The following is a 16,424-nucleotide window of genomic DNA, read 5'->3' as shown; positions in this document are numbered from 1 at the left end:
ATTTGAAGGCAAACGGCGGAGCTGTAGGGAGGAGCAAATTTGTGTTTTCTCCCTAAGCTCCGTTTGTGTATTTTATGATGTTAATGCAAGACCAATCAACCGATTTGTATGGTCTGCCATAAAAAGAGGAATATTCAGTATGTCTCCGTCTAATTTCAAGTTGTCCAAAGAGTACCGGATGCGCAATTTTACTTTGTCGCCGAATAATTCTTTAAATTTTTTCAGGCTTTTGCTTGCCGTATTCGCTTCCGCTTTTACTTCAACAGGGTAGATATCGTTATCCCGCTGTATCAGAAAATCAACTTCGTAGGGAGGATTGTTCTGGCTCCAGTACCTTGGAACTACTTCAAACTGCGTGAGTAGTGTCTGTAGTATATAATTTTCGGTTAGTGCCCCTTTGAATTCTGTGAATAAACGGTTTCCTTCCCCAAATGCGGTCGGGGCAAGCATGGACAGGCGGCGGAGAAGCCCCACGTCTGCAAGGTAAATCTTGAAAGCCGACAAATCGTCATAAGCGGCAATTGGAAGTCCGGGCGCGCTGCTTCGGTATATTTTATGCACCAGTCTGGCATCTGCCAGCCATTGCAAGGCGTTCTCATATTCTCTTGCCCTTGCGCCTTCTTTGATTACTTTATAGAGGAATTTCTTATTTTCTCTGGCGAGTTGGGAGGGGATGGACTTCCAGACCATTGAGATTTTCGGAAATTCACTTACATTCGGGTGCTTTGCAAAATCGCGTTCATATGCGCCGATGATGCCGGCCAGAGATTCCTGCATGGCGTCCACATCGCGGGCTTCTGTCCACATTAGTACAGATTCCGGCATTCCCCCAGTAACATAGTACATCTTTAATTTTTCATACAAGGGGTTAAAAAATGCATCCGGGAGCGGTTCCGGCGTATCAATGCTGTCCAGATAGGCGGCAAGATTCTCGTCGCCATTGGCCATCAGGAATTCTGTAAAGGTCATAGGGTCAATCTGCATGAAATTTACCTTGCCTACCGGAAATGAGGAGGGCTTCGCCAGAGCAATCCCAAGAAGAGAACCTGCACAGGCGATGTGATACTCTGGGGCGTTCTCGTAGAAGTATTTCATGGAGTTAATGACCTTGGGACAATCCTGCACTTCGTCGAAGATGATGAGGGTTTTCCCGGGGAAGATTTTTTGCCCGCCGGCAAGCATGAGGTTCTGTAAAATACGTTCCACATCTTTCGTTGTCTCAAAGAATTGCCGGTACTCCTCGTTTTCATCAAAATTAAAGTAGGCTGTATTTTCGTAATACTGCCTGCCGAATTCTTTTAACACCCAGGTCTTGCCTACTTGACGGACGCCTTTTAATATTAATGGTTTCCGATAGGGGGAATTTTTCCAGTTTAGCAGCTTCTTCATGACGGTTCGTTTCATAGCAGGTTGCTCCTTTCACAAAATTATATGAAATAACGTGGCAATAATCACATATTTGTTAATAAAAGTGTGATAAAAATCACATTTTTATTATATTTTATTGTCGATAAAATATCAAGGTTTTTTATTCTTCTATTATGTGTAATTTTTAAATGTATCTTTCAAACTTCCCGCAAATGGTTGCAACTTGCCTCGAATTTTCTTATAATATAGTCAAATATGTCGTATGGGACCGAAAGAAGAATAAGGCGGTTCCGAAGGAGGATAAACGTGCAAAAATCAGATGAAAAATATCAGGCGTATGTGCAGATTTTAAAGGAGGAGCTGGTTCCGGCAATGGGGTGTACCGAGCCGATTGCCCTTGCATATGCGGCGGCAAAAGCGAGAGAAGTCTTGGGATGCATCCCGGATAAGGTCAGCATTGGGGCGAGCGGGAGCATAATCAAGAATGTGAAGAGCGTCATTGTCCCGAATACCAACCACCTGAAAGGGATTCCTGCTGCGGCGACGGCGGGGATTGTTGCCGGGAAGGCAGAGAAGGAGCTGGAAGTAATCGCGGAGGTTACGGAAGAACAGACGAAGCAGATGGTGGAATTCCTTGATACCGTTCCGGTCAGCGTGGACCACATTGACAATGGGATTACATTTGACATTATCGTAATCGTGTTCAAGGGTGATTCTTATGCAAAGGTGCGGATTGCCAACTACCATACCAATATCGTATTGGTAGAGAAGGACGGAGAGAAGCTTGTAGACGTCCCTGTGGAGGGAGAAAGCGAAGAGGGGCTGACGGACCGGAGCCTTCTGGATATGGAGAGTATCTGGGATTTTGCGAATACGGTGGATATTGAGGATGTGAAGGAAGTGCTTGACCGCCAGATTGAGTATAATTCTGCCATTGCCCAGGAAGGCTTGAAGGGAAATTACGGGGCAAATATCGGGAGTGTGTTGTTAGATACCTATGGGACGGATGTGAGGACCCGTGCAAAGGCTATGGCAGCGGCAGGTTCGGACGCGCGTATGAACGGGTGTGAGCTTCCGGTTATCATCAATGCGGGGAGCGGGAACCAGGGAATGACCTGTTCGCTGCCCGTACTGGAATATGCGAAGGAGAAGGAAGCGGGGAAGGAGAAGACTTACCGTGCGCTGGCGTTATCGAACCTGGTGGCAATTCATCAGAAGACGGGCATCGGAAGGCTGTCGGCTTACTGCGGAGCAGTGAGCGCCGGGGCGGCAGCGGGCGCCGGGATTGCGTATCTGTGCGGCGGCGGATATGAGGAGGCGGTACATACGGTAGTCAATGCACTGGCGATTGTGTCTGGTATGGTCTGTGACGGCGCGAAGGCTTCCTGTGCGGCAAAGATTGCGGCGTCGGTGGATGCCGGGATTCTGGGATACAATATGTACCTGCGGGGACAGCAGTTCTATGCCGGGGACGGTATCGTGACCAACGGTGTGGAGGCTACGATTACGAATATCGGACGCCTCGGGAAAGAAGGCATGCGGGAGACGAATGAAGAGATTATTAAGATGATGATTGGAGAGTAACGCTGCGTCTATAGGTTGGATAGAAAAGAGCGGGTTTAACGATGGAAAAATGGATGGACAGATTTCAGAAAAATACGCTGCTTCTGGGGAAGGAATATTTTGACAGGGGCAGGGTTATGGAACTTGAGGAAGCGGACGGCGTTTATACGGCGGCGGTAGTCGAGCGGCGCAGATATGAGGTGAGGATTACCGGATATGAGAACCCGGAGTCATGCAGGATGAACTGCAGCTGCCCCCACGCTAAGAGCGGGAGCTGCTGTAAGCATATGGCGGCGGTTTTGTACGCGATTAAGGACTTTGAGGAACAGAAGGAAAAATATACGTGGAAGGACGGACAGATAAAGACAGGAGCTATGGAGCCTTATGCGTATTTTGACAAGGTCAAGATTAAGGAGTCGCTGCACTTGCCGTTGGATTCGGTACGGCAGGGAAAGGCGCTTTTGGCGGCGGACAAAATCAAGCTGGAAACGATTGACGTGGGGTATTTCGAGGGATGGGACGAGATGCTCGGGATTATAGAGGGAGTGGTGGACAGCGGAAAGACCTGTTTCCCGGTCCGGATTGTATTTGCAAGAGACAAGGTGGTGTCGGCGGACTGCTGCTGCGGGATGTACGCCAGGAATTTCTATCGTTACTATACGCAGATGGACAACTGTGAGCATATTGCGGCGCTGATGCAGCTGCTTTCCGAGTATTTGGACAAGAACCGCCTGGGGGACGCCACTGACTTGTGGGGAAACGAGATTATCCGTTCTTTCCAGACGAACCGGGCGAATCAGACCATTTCTGATGTTATGGGAAGCGATGAGAGCGTTATGCTGAAGCCACGGCTGGTAAATAAGGATGGAAAACTGACAGTTTCTTTTAAGATTGGGCAGAAGAAGATGCTTCTAATAAAAGATCTGTTTGAGTTCTCATCAAACGTAAGAAATTCTGCCATGGGAAATTATGGTACGAATATGCAGATTAACCATAGGCTGGAGAATTTTACCCCCCAAGGGAGGCTGTGGATTGAGTTTATTGGAAGCCTTGTAAGGGAAGAGATTGAGTTCGGCAACCGAGTGATTGAATCAGGCGCGTATACCCGGAAATCATTGGTAAAGAAAAATGAGATGGGATTGTTCGGGTGGCGTCTGGACCGTTTCTATGAGATTGCTTCCGGGGAAAGGGTTCTCTATGAAAAGAAGGATGACGACGGTAAAAAGAAATGCGAGTTGACATGCCGAGACGGGAATCCTAAGATTGCTATGGTAATTCGGAAGAATCAGTTGGATAAGGGAAAAATTTTCCATGGGATTTCTGTGGATTGTAATATTCCATTTCTGTTTTACGGCGTCAATACCGCATACTTTATCGAAGACGATATTTTATACAGGCTGGATGAAGAATTCCTGAGAAAGATCCGTCCTCTTGTTATGAAACAGGGCGCAGTAGGCAGATCTTTCCGGATAGGGAGAAATACGCTGTCAGACTTTTACTATTCTGTGCTGCCCCAGATTCGTGACGTAGTAGATGTGACGGAAGAGGACGAGGAGGAGATTAACCGCTATCTGCCGCCTGAGGCAGAGTTTGTGTTCTATCTTGATGCGGAAAATAACAATATTACCTGTAAGCCCCATGTGCGCTATGGCGAGGTGGAATTTGCAATTTTAAAGCCTGAGGAGGAGCATGGAAATATTCCCCGGGAGGAGCATAAGGAGAGAGAGATTTTGTTTCTGGTCCGGCAGTGGTTTCCGCATTTGGATGAGAAAAAGCGGGAGCTTGACTGTGGGAAGGATGAAGAGTGCATGTACCAGGCGCTGGCTAAGGGCGTAGACGGGCTTTTGAATCTGGGAGAGGTACAGTGTACCAACCGTTTCTCCAACTTGAAGATTACACGGAAAATGAATATGTCGGTGGGGGTATCTATTTCCAGCGGGCTGTTAAATCTGGATATTGCTACGGAGGATCTGCCTATGGAGGAACTGTTGGATATTCTTTCCAGCTACCGAAGCAAGAAGAAGTATCATAGGCTGAAAAACGGTGATTTCGTAGACCTTGAGGACAATTCTTATGAGATGCTCAGTGAGATGATGGATTCCCTGCACTTGTCTGCCAAGGATTTTGTCAAAGGAAAGGTAGAACTTCCGCTGTACCGGACTTTGTATCTGGACAAGATGCTTGAGGAGAACGAGAGTGTCTATAGTGAGCGTGACAGCCATTTCAAGAACTTGGTGAGAGGATTTAAGACGGTAAATGATTCGGATTTCCAGCCTCCTAAGTCCCTTGTCAGGGTGTTGAGGAATTACCAGAAAAATGGGTTCCGATGGTTACGGACGCTGGAGGCATTTCAGTTTGGCGGGATTTTGGCTGACGATATGGGGTTGGGAAAGACCTTACAGGTCATTGCTGTGCTGCTTGCGGCGAAGCAGGAAGGAAAGGAAGGCACATCTCTGGTGGTAGCACCTGCTTCGCTGGTGTTTAACTGGGGGGAGGAGATCCGAAAATTTGCTCCTGAACTTGAGTTTCTTCTGATTGCAGGGACTCAGGAGGAACGCCGGAAAAAACTTGAGAACTATCAGGAGGCGGATGTGCTGGTCACTTCTTATGATCTGCTGAAACGTGATGCTGTGTTCTATGAGGGAAAGGAGTTCCTGTACCAGATTATTGACGAGGCACAGTATATTAAGAACCATCAGACTGTGGCGGCAAAAGCTGTGAAGGTTATCAAGAGCAAGACCAGGTATGCGTTGACCGGGACGCCGATTGAAAACAGGCTCAGTGAACTTTGGAGTATTTTTGACTATTTGATGCCGGGATTCTTGTATCGGTATGAGGTGTTTAAGAGGGAGATTGAGACGCCGATTGCCAAAAATCAAGACGAGGCGGCAATGGAGCGGATTCAGAAGATGACCGCGCCGTTCATCCTGCGGAGATTGAAGAAGGATGTACTCAAGGATCTTCCGGATAAGATTGAGAAGACTCACTTTGTCAAATTCGAGAAAAAGCAGCAGGAATTATACGATGGGCAAGTGGTGTATATGCGGCGTCAGATTGCCGGACAGGACGGGGCAGAGTTCCAGAAAAATAAGCTTAAAATTCTTGCGGAGCTGATTAAGCTCCGGCAGATCTGCTGCGACCCGTCGTTGTGTTTCGAGAATTATAAGGGAGAATCCGCTAAGCTTGAGGCATGTTTGGAATTGGTGCAGAGGGCAGCAGAGGGTGGCCATAAGATCCTGTTATTTTCGCAGTTTGTGTCGATGCTGGAAATTATCAGGGAGAAGCTTGAGGCAAATGGTATGTCCTATTACATGATTACTGGGGAGACAGCCAAGGAAAAACGGTTGAAACTGGTGAAGAATTTTAATGAGGACGATACGCAGGTGTTCTTGATATCTCTCAAGGCCGGCGGCGTGGGGCTGAACCTTACGGGGGCGGATGTGGTGATTCATTATGACCCGTGGTGGAATCTTGCGGTTCAGAATCAGGCGACGGACCGGGCGCACAGGATTGGACAGGATAAGAAGGTTACTGTTTATCAGCTTATCGCAAAGGGGTCTGTGGAGGAGAAGATTCAGAAGGTCCAGGAGTCGAAGAAAGAGCTTTTAGAGCAGGTAATTGGAAGCGGCGCGGGGCAGCTTGGGAATATGAGCAAGGAGGATTTCCTGGAATTGTTGGAGTAGGGAAAGGTGTTTGAAAAAAATAATAAAAAATGTGAAAAAAGTGTTGCATTTTGTTGGCAGGTATGGTAATATAAATCTTGGTCAGCACGGAATGTGAGTACCGAGATATGGCTCCATGGTCAAGCGGTTAAGACATCGCCCTTTCACGGCGGTAACACGGGTTCGATTCCCGTTGGAGTCATTTGGGAATGCGCCGATATGGTGCTTTTCTTATAAGCGCCGATGTGGCTCAATTGGCAGAGCAGCTGATTTGTAATCAGCAGGTTATCGGTTCGAGTCCGATCATCGGCTTAGTCCTATAAGGGACTTAATGATTTTGGACCTTTAGCTCAGTTGGTTAGAGCAATCGGCTCATAACCGATCGGTCCTGGGTTCGAGTCCCCGAAGGTCCATTGCTTATGGTAAGGAGGAACCCGCAGGGCGGAGGATTCCTTATCATATAGTGAAGATAGATATTTTTATAGTTTGGCCCAGTGGCTCAGTTGGTTAGAGCGCCGCCCTGTCACGGCGGAGGTCGAGAGTTCGAGTCTCTTCTGGGTCGTTGATATGGAGTATTTGGCGGATGTTTTTTTTGTTAGATATGAAGTGTCATAGTTTCATAATTTGGGATCTTAGCTCAGCTGGGAGAGCATCTGCCTTACAAGCAGAGGGTCATAGGTTCGAGCCCTATAGGTCCCATTTATGATGTGAGAACATCATAAGGAATGCCGCAGTGGCGGAACTGGCAGACGCCCGGGACTTAAAATCCCGTGGGTAGTGATACCCGTACCGGTTCGATTCCGGTCTGCGGCACTTGTAAAAAGGCTTATTTTGCGGATTGATAAGTCTTTTTTTATTTTTGATGAAGGAGCATCCCTCCAAATCATCCCTCCCGCTTTTGCTCGATCTGTGCGGGATAATTCCCCATAATTGCTTCAGCAGATTGTACTTTTTTACTGAAATCAAAATGGGTGTAAGTATTGGCAGTTGTAGTAATCGTACTATGCCCTAGCCATTCCTGAATGGCCTTCAAGTCAACGCCGTTCGCATACAGCAAACTTGCACAGCTATGCCTGAGATCATGGAAGCGTATCAGCTTCAGGTTATTCTTTGTCAGGACGATTCTAAAATGCTGGCTGACGTATCCTGGTTTTATCCTATTTCCCATCTTATCTCTGAGAACATATTCCAAATAATCTTTGTTATAAGCGTTACCACATAGCTTCTGTTGCTGCTTCTGCTGTTCTTTCAATTCTATAAGCGCATCTTCGAACGGTTTCACCAAAGGAAGCGTTCTTGTGCTTGACTTGGTTTTTGTTTTATCTTTTTCGATAGTAACTAAGTGGCCGTCTAAATAAATATCCGTAACAACGTGTTGAATAGAGATGGTCTTTTTCGCGAAATTAATGCAGTTCCATTTTAAACCGACAATTTCGCTTCGTCTCATACCATAAAAGGCAGCCAGGATAACAGGTAATTCTATAGGAGCTCCACATCCTCTATACAGCGATTACCAGGGCGAAATGCAAGGTTTATCTGGTTGGAGACTGGAAGGCAGTATGCCAGTGTATCCATACGGATGACAGCGGAAAGCGCAATACAGTCTTAGGGCAGAGAATCCAAGGATATTATGATGCAGAACAAAGGCAGAAACCAAAAGAGATGGAACAATTGAAGCTGGCAGTTTAAAGAAAAAGCTGTAAACTGCCATAAGAAAGGGAAAAACGGATGATAGAAAAAATACCAATTAGTGATACGAGAGAAGGTAACTGCTGTCCGGTATGTAACAGTACAAGAATTACAAGGCATGAACAGAGGAATCTGCAGGTATCGGTGAATCTGTCTACGGAAAAGCCTTTTTGCATGAAGAACGGACGGATGAAGCCTTTATCAAAGCGTGAGAAAGCATTTGCTTTTGACTAGGCTGATCTTGCTAACGGAGGCGGCTGCTGGTCCTATGAGTGTCGTAAATGCGGCTGGCAAAGTGGTCTTTTTACAGAGTGAAGTAAACGAGGTGGAAGAAAATGGAACAGAAGGAATTAGAATTTACAAAAGAAATGTTAGAACGCAATGACGTACTAGACAACGCAGTATATAAAATGTGTCTGACATTTTTGCAATTTGAAGATGATGAAAATTCAGATGTGAAATTTCCATGGGATATATCCATACTGGGGGAGATACGGGATTTGACCGTCGAGTTATTACGGGAAAAATGGTATCCTGTGTGCGATCCCTGCATTGTATGCGATGAACCGAACCGGTATTGCGATATTGAGGAATGTTACATGCATAGCTGTAATTTACATCCATAGGAGGTAGGAATGAAGCTGATGATTTCTCTCATTTTGGGAGTATATCTTATGAGGAAACACGGGATTGCGGAAATGATCCTGGTATCATTAGGTATATTCCTGGTTTTATGTATGGTATTTCGGTAAATTATTAAAAAAGTGTAAAAAACAGAAGAATTTTCCAATCTGAAAGAAATGCAGACTATTACTCTTATGAAAGGGTATCGTCTGCATTTCATTTTCACGAAGAGAATGAAAGGAGCGTAAGCGAATGAAAGAAAAGTTATATGACCGGTCAGAGGCGGTTGCAGCATTGAATCGTGTAGAGGGATTTAACCCGATGGAACTTGCAAGGACACTTACTAAGGAGGGACAGGAGGATCAGCTTTATCTGGACGTGAAGTACCGGAAGCTGTGGTTTCGCCTTGTCTACCCGTTAGGAAAGATTGTCAGCAGTATCCGAAGTTTTACGGAGAACATGGCAATCGTGGAGGCAAGGATCTATCTGGATAAATGCGACGCAGAGGAAAATTACGTTGCCAATGCCTTTTCCCAGAGGTTCCGGACCAATGATCCGAATTTCGGGGACAAATTTTTGGAGATGGCGGAGACAGCTGCCGTAGGGCGTGCGCTCTCTGATGCCGGATTTGGCCTGCAGTTTGTTGATGTGGGGGAAGAGAATGATCCTATGCAGGTAGATGCGGGAATCCAGATGCCAAGTATGACGGCGCAATCCCAGGTACAGGGGAATGATATCCCGCAGGGAGGCATGCCGTGGAACCCACAGATGCAGCCTAGTATGCAGGGAAACAATATCTCGCCTGCTAATCAGTATGGACAGAATATACAGCCTGGTATGACAGGAAACCCGCAGATGCAGCCTGCCATGACGGAAAATCAAGGCATGCAGGCAACCGCACAGAACCAGGGCAATCAGTCACAGACTATGCCGCAAGGAACAGCTAATCCGCAGTCTTCGGTGCCAACACAATCCAATCCTATGATGAACCAGTTTTATCGGCAGGCTCAGGAAAAAGGCACAACGATCGGGCAGAATCCGTCAGAAACACCTCAGATGCAGAATAGTTTTGGAAATCAGAACCAGCAGGCAGGTCAGATGCCGCAGATGCAAGGGAATTCCCAGTCTTCCAATCAGTACTCTCCCGCCGCTTCTCTGGATGAATCACTTCCGGTAGAAGAACTGGTACAGCGCATGACGTATGAACAGGCTACCCAGGTAGTGATTACCGGGAATGGGAAGTTTGGCGGCAAGACCATGGGACAGGTTGCAGTAGAAAGCCCAAAGAATCTGGAGTGGTTCGCACAGAGTTATTCTGGCAAGAACCATCTGATCCCGGCTGCAGCCAGAGTCCTTTTAAATGCGGCTATGCCAATGGCTGGTTAGTCAGAGAAATGAACCCTTTTTAAATTAAAAACAGTTACCAGAGTTATTCCAGAAAGCTTTACTTAATATCTGCGTATTCTATACGTATAATATTATCTATTGAAAGCAGATTGGGAGTTCCCGGAATGCTCTGATAACGAGAGGAGGCGTGTTTATGGATGTATACCCGTCCGGGCATCCCGTAATGCATACCCCTGACGGGGTGGGCGGGCTGCGCCCGACAAGGTATGATATATCTGGATTTGGCTACGACATCCGGGATGTGGTGCAGGTGCTGAATCTTACCATCCGGCGTAAAAATGCGAGGTCGTATGACGTGGACTGTCCATTTTGCAATCACAAGACGGGAAAGCTGAACATCAATATTGAAAAAAATGTGTTCCGCTGTAATTATTGCGATGCGCACGGCGGGATGCTGGATCTGTATTCCAAGCTGTATAATGTCACAAAAACGGAGGCAAACCAGCAGATCCGGGAGGCATTGAATCTCGGACAGTACCGGGATAATTACCAAAAGCCAGTAAGACTGGAAAGGGATTTGGAACCGCCAGCACCAGTAAACAGCGAACGGGCTTCAGATCTGGAAATCGACCAGACCTATTCCCAGATGCTTTCCATGCTTACACTATCACGGAAGCATCAGGAAGACTTGCAGAAACGCGGATTAACGCCGGAGCAGATTGCTGTACAGAGATACCGGAGTGTTCCGTTATTTGGAATCAAAAAACTGGTGGAACGGTTGGAAGACAAGGGATGTACTATAAAAGGAGTACCTGGGTTCTATCAATGTGAAGATGGAGCTTGGAGTATCCATTTTACAGCCAAAAACTCTGGTATCCTGATTCCGATTCTCTCTATGGAAGGACAAATACAAGGATTCCAGATACGGCTTGATTTTGCGACAGACTCCAGAAAATACATCTGGCTTTCCAGCGCTAACTATCAGATGGGTGTCTCTTCTGGCAGCCCGGTGCATGTAATCGGGAATTTGGATGCTGAAACAATGTATGTGACAGAAGGGGCACTAAAAGGAACGATTGCCCATTATCTGTCCGGAGATACATTTCTATGTGCGCCAGGCGTCAATCAGTACCGGAGCCTTCATCCTGTATTGGAAGGTCTTTCAAAAAGAAATCTGAAGCTGGTTTTTGAGGCTTACGACATGGACAAGAAAATGCGGGTGAAGTGTGACGGAAACCACAAAAAATGCGGGGAATGTCTGGATGCCGGTGTACATGACTACTGCCCTTTTAAAGCGAAAAAGAGGGAGATCCTACAGAACGGCTGCAAGAAGCTTTATGAAGGCTGCCGGAATCTTTCACTGCCGGTCCAGAGGATGATCTGGGACATGGATGAAAGGGGTGAATGGTGTGGCAGGATAAAAGGGATAGATGATTTTTACTATGCCACCAGAAGAGATACAGTGAAACAATCAAACGGGAGTATTTGAAACATAAATTACATAAGCCAGAGGATACAGCACTCTGGCTTTTCTGTAGAAGGCATATGAAAGCGCGCTTTCAGAAGATACATTTATTTATCAGGAGGAAACGATACATGAGAAAAAAGAGAGATTATGCATATTTGATTTTACTGCTTGCTTCTCTTGCAGTTTTTGCATTTGCAGCGTGGAAGCTGTTTGGTATTTATTCAGAATATCACAAGGGAACGGAAACCTATGAGGAACTGCAGGATTATGTGCAGGAGCCGAAAGAAAAGGACGAGCCATCATCAGAGGATGGAACTTCAAAGGAATCACCGGAGGATACCGAAAATATTTATCTGCAGGTTGATTTTGCAGGGCTTAAGAAAGTGAACCCGGATGTTATCGCATGGATTCAGATTCCGGCTTTGGATATCAGTTATCCGGTGGTACAAGGGAAGGATAATTACTATTACTTGCACCATATGTTTGACGGTCAGGAAAATAAAAACGGGAGTATCTTTGTGGATTATCATAATCAGCCGGATTTTTCAGACAGCAATACCATTGTCTATGGCCATAATATGAAAAACGGTTCGGTACACTTGACCGTTACAAGGACCAAGATCTATACCAGCAGTATCCGTATTTTTATATCTATGTTCCGGGAGCTGTACTGGAATATCAGATCATATCCTGCTATGCTGGTCGGAACGGAAGCATTGGATATACCTACGCCTTTCCGGATCCAGCGGATTTCCGGAAGTTTGTAGATACGCTACTCTCCTACTCCGGGTATGATACGGGAGCAACGGTAACGGGTTCAGACCATATCGTGACACTCTCGACCTGCGTGAATACAGACAGGAATTATCGCTATCTTGTACATGGGAAGCTGGTACAGAAAATTCAGAATTAAGAGGAGAACCAAGAGATGATAGATTTGGAATACAGCCGTTATATCACGGAGCTATTGGGCATCGGCATTTGGCCGGTGCCTTTTTCCATGCTATATTCAGAATAATACTAACAGGATATGATTTGGAATAAAAACTTATCTGAGCATGAATTAATAAGAATCGGTTGCACTTTACATGTCTCACACGTACAGAGTATGTATCAATGACAAAGGAGTGGATGATATATGATTAAGAAATTAAGAGTTGCGGTAGACCATGGCAACCGGAATATGAAGACCTGTCATTTTATTTTCACAAGCGGACTGAATGTGCTGGATAAGAAGCCTGCCAGGGGCGAGCAGTATCTTCAGTATGAGGGAAAGTATTATACCCTCAGTGAGCAGCGGATTCCTTACCAGCGTGATAAGACTTTAGACTTCCGGTTCTTTATTCTCACACTGTTTGCGCTTGCAATGGAGTTGGAAGGGAAGGATCCGATTCAGCCGGAGGATGTGGTTCAGATCCAGCTTCCTATCGGACTGCCGCCGAAGCATTTTGCAGAGCTTTATGAAAAGTATGAGGCTTTTTTCCGGGCGGAAGGCAAAGTATTGGATCTGAATTTTAACGGAAAGATTTATCATATCTGTATTCAGGAGGTACGGGCCTTTGTACAGGACTTTGCGGCCATGATGACCATAGGACAGGATATTATGCAAGTCCCGAAAGCAGTCGGTATTGATATTGGAGGCTTTACAACCGACTATCTTCTGATGAGGAAAGGAAAACCGGATATGGGATATTGCGATTCTCTGGAAAAGGGAGTGATTACCATGTATAACCAGATTATCTCCAGTGTCAACAGCGAGTATGACATGCTGCTGGAGGATACGGATATTGACAGTATCCTTGCCGGGAATACACAGTATTATGATGACAGCGTGGTACGTATGACAGAGAGCATGGTGCAGGATTTTGTGACAGATCTGCTGAATAGCATAAGAGAGCGCGGAATAGATACGAAGACATCCTATACGGTTTTTATCGGCGGCGGTGCTGTCCTGCTGAAGCAATTCCTTGAAAGATCGGATCGTCTTGGAAAATATCTGTTTATTGAAGATCTGAAGGCTAATGCCAGGGGATATGACCTGTTATACCGCGCATATGAGAATGGGAAGTGATGGATATGGCGAAGAAAAATCCGTATGTATTTACCATTGGATTTGATGAAACAGATCCAGGCCATGTACGGGCTGCCGAGATTCTGAACGGAACGAAGAAGAAGGCCCAGTTGATTGCTGCTGCTATTTTAAGCTATGTAGATGGTGTTGATTCAGAAAGAATCCCTGATTTTCATGTGGAATCATTTCAGCCTCTTTTGGAAAAACTGATACAGAAGGAACTGGAAAAAGCCATGAGCGGGTGCCTGGCAATCTCTGCTGGTAAGGAAGATCAGTCTTCAGATTCAGTTTTGGATCTTTCACCTGAAGAAAAGGAAATGGATGAAAGCATAACCCAGAACATCATGGAGGCAATGGACACCTTCCGCAAGAACTAATCAGGTTTATAACTATTAAACATAGCTGTTATAAAACGTAACAAAGAAAAAGCAGTCCCATCATAGGCGGGGCTGCTTTTATCATATTCGGACATTTTTTTATTTTCCATCTAAACTCACAGATTTACCACAGATTACTCACAGATTCGTTTTTTATACTCAAAAACAATGGTTAAGTCAATATGGGATGCAAAAATAAAGACTATTGGTTCTGGGATACTGCGGATAAGAGACCGCGCAATGTCCCCAGTGCCAGGCGCTTTGTTTCATTGGAACACTGATTAAGTTCTGCGATAATCTGTTTCATGGCAGAATCCATGGGCTCGTTTTCACCATTAAAGACTGCATCTATGGATAAATTCAAATAAGATGCCAATAAGTACAGATTTTCAAACCGGGGATTACCATTGTAATTTTCAATATCAGAGATGGTGCGGAGAGATACATGCACCATTTCTGCAAGAGCATTTTGGGACAGATTTCTTCTTAATCGTTCTTCTTTTACCGCATCTCCTAATAATTTCTTAGCCATCATTTGTATCACCTCACTTAGTTCTTATATTTTACATGAGATATGCACTATATGAAATGCGTTAAGATACCTGTTTTCACGTATTATATTGCGTGTTCGATGTGTAACAGGCAGGAAAACAAGGAATGTAGGTTTATATATGGCAGGAAAGGAAAATGTGCAGTAAGTAGTTTGTTAAAAAAATCGTAACCGCATGGTGGATGCATGAGACTCGTACACATGCAGTATATGCTGTGCCGATATTTCATATAGCACATGAGATCCGGTTGTTTTTTAATGCTGTCAGACTGGTAATATGCCGGTTTGGCAGTATTTTTTATGTAGAAATAGAGTCTTCCATGGAGCTCCATTGCCGATCTCCACCCTTAGAAATCTTTGAAACAAATTGATTTTGAAGATTTTGGAGGGAAAAATATGAATGAATATGATTATATAGGAGATAAAACAAAGAATTACTTTACTGCATATCTGCAGAAATGTATCCGGTGGAAGAGGTGGAATTATCTGAAGAAAAAAGAAAAGATTGGCAGAATGGAAAGACCTTTAGAAGAATCTTTAGAGGATTTTAGTTCATCAATAGACGAAATGCTGGAATTGCGTTATAAAGAAGCCATTCTTTCAAGAGAACAAGAAGGACGATATCCAGGATGGAATGAATTATCAGATCAAAGGCTTACAGAAGCCCTACTGATGCTTCGGGAGGATGAAAGGTGTTTCATTTATCAACATGTTTTTGAGGAAAGAACTTTTAAAGAGATAAGCTGCCTAAACGGAGTCAAAGAAGATAAAGTAAAAAGTATTTACTATTATGCTATTCATAAAATCCGTAAATGGATGGGAGGTGACTGATGATGGAATTTGAAAGGGTTTTATTTAGAGCCAAGCAAGGAGATGAGAAGGCTATAGAACAGATATTGGAGATGTTTCGGCCAATGTTAATCAGAAATTCTTTAATACGGGGAGTATTTGATGAAGATCTATATCAAGAGCTTGCGATAGAAACATTAAAATGTATACAGCGCTTTAAACAATTGGAGTAGTGGGATGAGAGATAAAAGACACTATGAACGAAATCGGGGACAGAATAGGATAACCTTCTTGTTAAACTGCTGATTTTGTTGTAAAAATAAAGTAACCTAATTGTAAAATTTTTATAAAAGGAGATTGATGAGATGGGAACAAAAAAGATGAAGAAGACTGCGGCAGTTATCATTGCGGCGGCAACCGTATGTGGAATGACGGCGGGATGTACGCCGAAAGAAGAAAAAATTGAAGTGAATGCCTCCACTTCTCCATATGAAGATATGGTGGATTATTTTGAGCAGGAAGGATTCATTTTGGAGGACTGCGAACCGGTTGATATCAATGAAACAACAGGATATCTCACGGACAATACAAACGGAGAGTTTACTGAGACGAAAGTGGCGGATAAAGCATATGATTATGATGGACTCTGGCTGTTCTGGTGGGATCAGGAAAACAAGACGGATTTATATGGAAACTATGAGTCTATGGCTACTAACCAGGGAACGATAGTCCTTGCTGGAGGCGCCGCGGTTCTTGAGACGGAAGCGGCAAACGGAGCTTATGCGATTGCATTTTCAGAGGACTATGAAAAGAAACAGGACGCGGCCAAAGCGTTTGAAACGCTGGAAAACGAATAGCAGCTCCAATATAACTGTGAAAGTACGAAAGCAGATGCTCTGAAATTAAGAAAAGGCAG

Annotated in this window: 15 protein-coding genes and 6 tRNA genes; 18 read left to right on the top strand and 3 right to left on the bottom strand. The window is 44.9% G+C overall.

The window, feature by feature from the left end; translation table 11 throughout:
* Positions 1 to 72: 72 nt before the first annotated feature.
* Positions 73 to 1,404 carry an ATP-binding protein gene (locus tag AC6I3O_RS21930; protein ID WP_497852682.1) on the bottom strand — a complete coding sequence of 444 codons (1,332 nt, stop codon included), beginning with the start codon at positions 1,402 to 1,404 and terminating at the stop codon, positions 73 to 75.
* Between the two features lie 270 nt (positions 1,405 to 1,674).
* Between AC6I3O_RS21930 and AC6I3O_RS21925 the strand changes: the two genes are divergently transcribed.
* The 8 genes from AC6I3O_RS21925 to AC6I3O_RS21890 all read left to right on the top strand — a co-directional run bounded on the left by AC6I3O_RS21925 (position 1,675) and on the right by AC6I3O_RS21890 (position 7,406).
* Complete coding sequence (locus AC6I3O_RS21925; RefSeq protein WP_497852681.1) at positions 1,675 to 2,952, top strand: L-cysteine desulfidase family protein; 1,278 nt, start codon at positions 1,675 to 1,677, stop codon at positions 2,950 to 2,952.
* 41 nt (positions 2,953 to 2,993) lie between these two features.
* Positions 2,994 to 6,614, top strand: coding sequence for an SNF2-related protein (locus AC6I3O_RS21920; protein ID WP_497852680.1), 3,621 nt, complete (start codon positions 2,994 to 2,996; stop codon positions 6,612 to 6,614).
* A gap of 109 nt (positions 6,615 to 6,723) precedes the next feature.
* Positions 6,724 to 6,795: transfer RNA gene (locus AC6I3O_RS21915), tRNA-Glu, on the top strand.
* Between the two features lie 37 nt (positions 6,796 to 6,832).
* A tRNA-Thr gene (locus AC6I3O_RS21910) sits at positions 6,833 to 6,905 on the top strand.
* 27 nt (positions 6,906 to 6,932) lie between these two features.
* Positions 6,933 to 7,006: transfer RNA gene (locus AC6I3O_RS21905), tRNA-Ile, on the top strand.
* A gap of 75 nt (positions 7,007 to 7,081) precedes the next feature.
* Positions 7,082 to 7,155: transfer RNA gene (locus AC6I3O_RS21900), tRNA-Asp, on the top strand.
* A gap of 64 nt (positions 7,156 to 7,219) precedes the next feature.
* Positions 7,220 to 7,292 (top strand) — tRNA-Val (locus AC6I3O_RS21895).
* Between the two features lie 28 nt (positions 7,293 to 7,320).
* A tRNA-Leu gene (locus AC6I3O_RS21890) sits at positions 7,321 to 7,406 on the top strand.
* A 70-nt stretch (positions 7,407 to 7,476) separates the two neighbouring features.
* Here the strand turns inward: AC6I3O_RS21890 and AC6I3O_RS21885 are convergent.
* Positions 7,477 to 8,040 carry a site-specific integrase gene (locus AC6I3O_RS21885; protein WP_497852679.1) on the bottom strand — a complete coding sequence of 188 codons (564 nt, stop codon included), beginning with the start codon at positions 8,038 to 8,040 and terminating at the stop codon, positions 7,477 to 7,479.
* Between the two features lie 281 nt (positions 8,041 to 8,321).
* On the opposite strand from AC6I3O_RS21885, the gene AC6I3O_RS21880 reads away from it, so the two are divergent.
* The 7 genes from AC6I3O_RS21880 (at position 8,322) to AC6I3O_RS21850 (ending at position 14,169) form a co-directional block, all read left to right on the top strand.
* Positions 8,322 to 8,516, top strand: a complete 195-nt coding sequence (locus tag AC6I3O_RS21880; protein WP_497852678.1) for a hypothetical protein — start codon at positions 8,322 to 8,324, stop codon at positions 8,514 to 8,516.
* Positions 8,517 to 8,617: 101 nt separating this feature from the next.
* The gene (locus tag AC6I3O_RS21875) at positions 8,618 to 8,908 is read left to right on the top strand and encodes a PLC family EF-hand domain-containing protein (protein ID WP_497852677.1); all 291 of its coding nucleotides are present in this window, start codon (positions 8,618 to 8,620) and stop codon (positions 8,906 to 8,908) included.
* 250 nt (positions 8,909 to 9,158) lie between these two features.
* The gene (locus AC6I3O_RS21870; RefSeq protein WP_497852676.1) at positions 9,159 to 10,292 is read left to right on the top strand and encodes a hypothetical protein; all 1,134 of its coding nucleotides are present in this window, start codon (positions 9,159 to 9,161) and stop codon (positions 10,290 to 10,292) included.
* A gap of 154 nt (positions 10,293 to 10,446) precedes the next feature.
* Positions 10,447 to 11,742 carry a CHC2 zinc finger domain-containing protein gene (locus tag AC6I3O_RS21865; RefSeq protein WP_497852675.1) on the top strand — a complete coding sequence of 432 codons (1,296 nt, stop codon included), beginning with the start codon at positions 10,447 to 10,449 and terminating at the stop codon, positions 11,740 to 11,742.
* 107 nt (positions 11,743 to 11,849) lie between these two features.
* Entirely contained in the window at positions 11,850 to 12,488 is a 639-nt protein-coding gene (locus tag AC6I3O_RS21860) for a class B sortase (RefSeq protein WP_497852674.1), read from the top strand.
* 371 nt (positions 12,489 to 12,859) lie between these two features.
* Positions 12,860 to 13,792 carry a ParM/StbA family protein gene (locus AC6I3O_RS21855; protein WP_497852673.1) on the top strand — a complete coding sequence of 311 codons (933 nt, stop codon included), beginning with the start codon at positions 12,860 to 12,862 and terminating at the stop codon, positions 13,790 to 13,792.
* Between the two features lie 5 nt (positions 13,793 to 13,797).
* Complete coding sequence (locus AC6I3O_RS21850; protein WP_497852672.1) at positions 13,798 to 14,169, top strand: hypothetical protein; 372 nt, start codon at positions 13,798 to 13,800, stop codon at positions 14,167 to 14,169.
* A 202-nt stretch (positions 14,170 to 14,371) separates the two neighbouring features.
* Here the strand turns inward: AC6I3O_RS21850 and AC6I3O_RS21845 are convergent, their stop codons facing one another.
* Positions 14,372 to 14,704 carry a helix-turn-helix transcriptional regulator gene (locus AC6I3O_RS21845; protein WP_497852671.1) on the bottom strand — a complete coding sequence of 111 codons (333 nt, stop codon included), beginning with the start codon at positions 14,702 to 14,704 and terminating at the stop codon, positions 14,372 to 14,374.
* Between the two features lie 411 nt (positions 14,705 to 15,115).
* On the opposite strand from AC6I3O_RS21845, the gene AC6I3O_RS21840 reads away from it, so the two are divergent.
* The 3 genes from AC6I3O_RS21840 (at position 15,116) to AC6I3O_RS21830 (ending at position 16,365) form a co-directional block, all read left to right on the top strand.
* Positions 15,116 to 15,550 carry an RNA polymerase sigma factor gene (locus AC6I3O_RS21840; RefSeq protein ID WP_497852670.1) on the top strand — a complete coding sequence of 145 codons (435 nt, stop codon included), beginning with the start codon at positions 15,116 to 15,118 and terminating at the stop codon, positions 15,548 to 15,550.
* Positions 15,550 to 15,741 (top strand): helix-turn-helix domain-containing protein, encoded by a 192-nt coding sequence (locus AC6I3O_RS21835; protein ID WP_497852669.1) that lies wholly within the window; start codon positions 15,550 to 15,552, stop codon positions 15,739 to 15,741. The genes AC6I3O_RS21840 and AC6I3O_RS21835 overlap by 1 nt, the downstream gene beginning before the upstream one ends.
* 132 nt (positions 15,742 to 15,873) lie before the next feature.
* Positions 15,874 to 16,365, top strand: coding sequence for a hypothetical protein (locus tag AC6I3O_RS21830; protein WP_497852668.1), 492 nt, complete (start codon positions 15,874 to 15,876; stop codon positions 16,363 to 16,365).
* Positions 16,366 to 16,424 lie beyond the last annotated feature (59 nt).

The sequence above is a fragment of the Sporofaciens sp. St.21A7 genome (assembly GCF_059728535.1).
The sequence above is the reverse complement of the archived record's forward strand: the minus strand, read 5'-3'. Positions and strand labels throughout refer to the sequence as shown.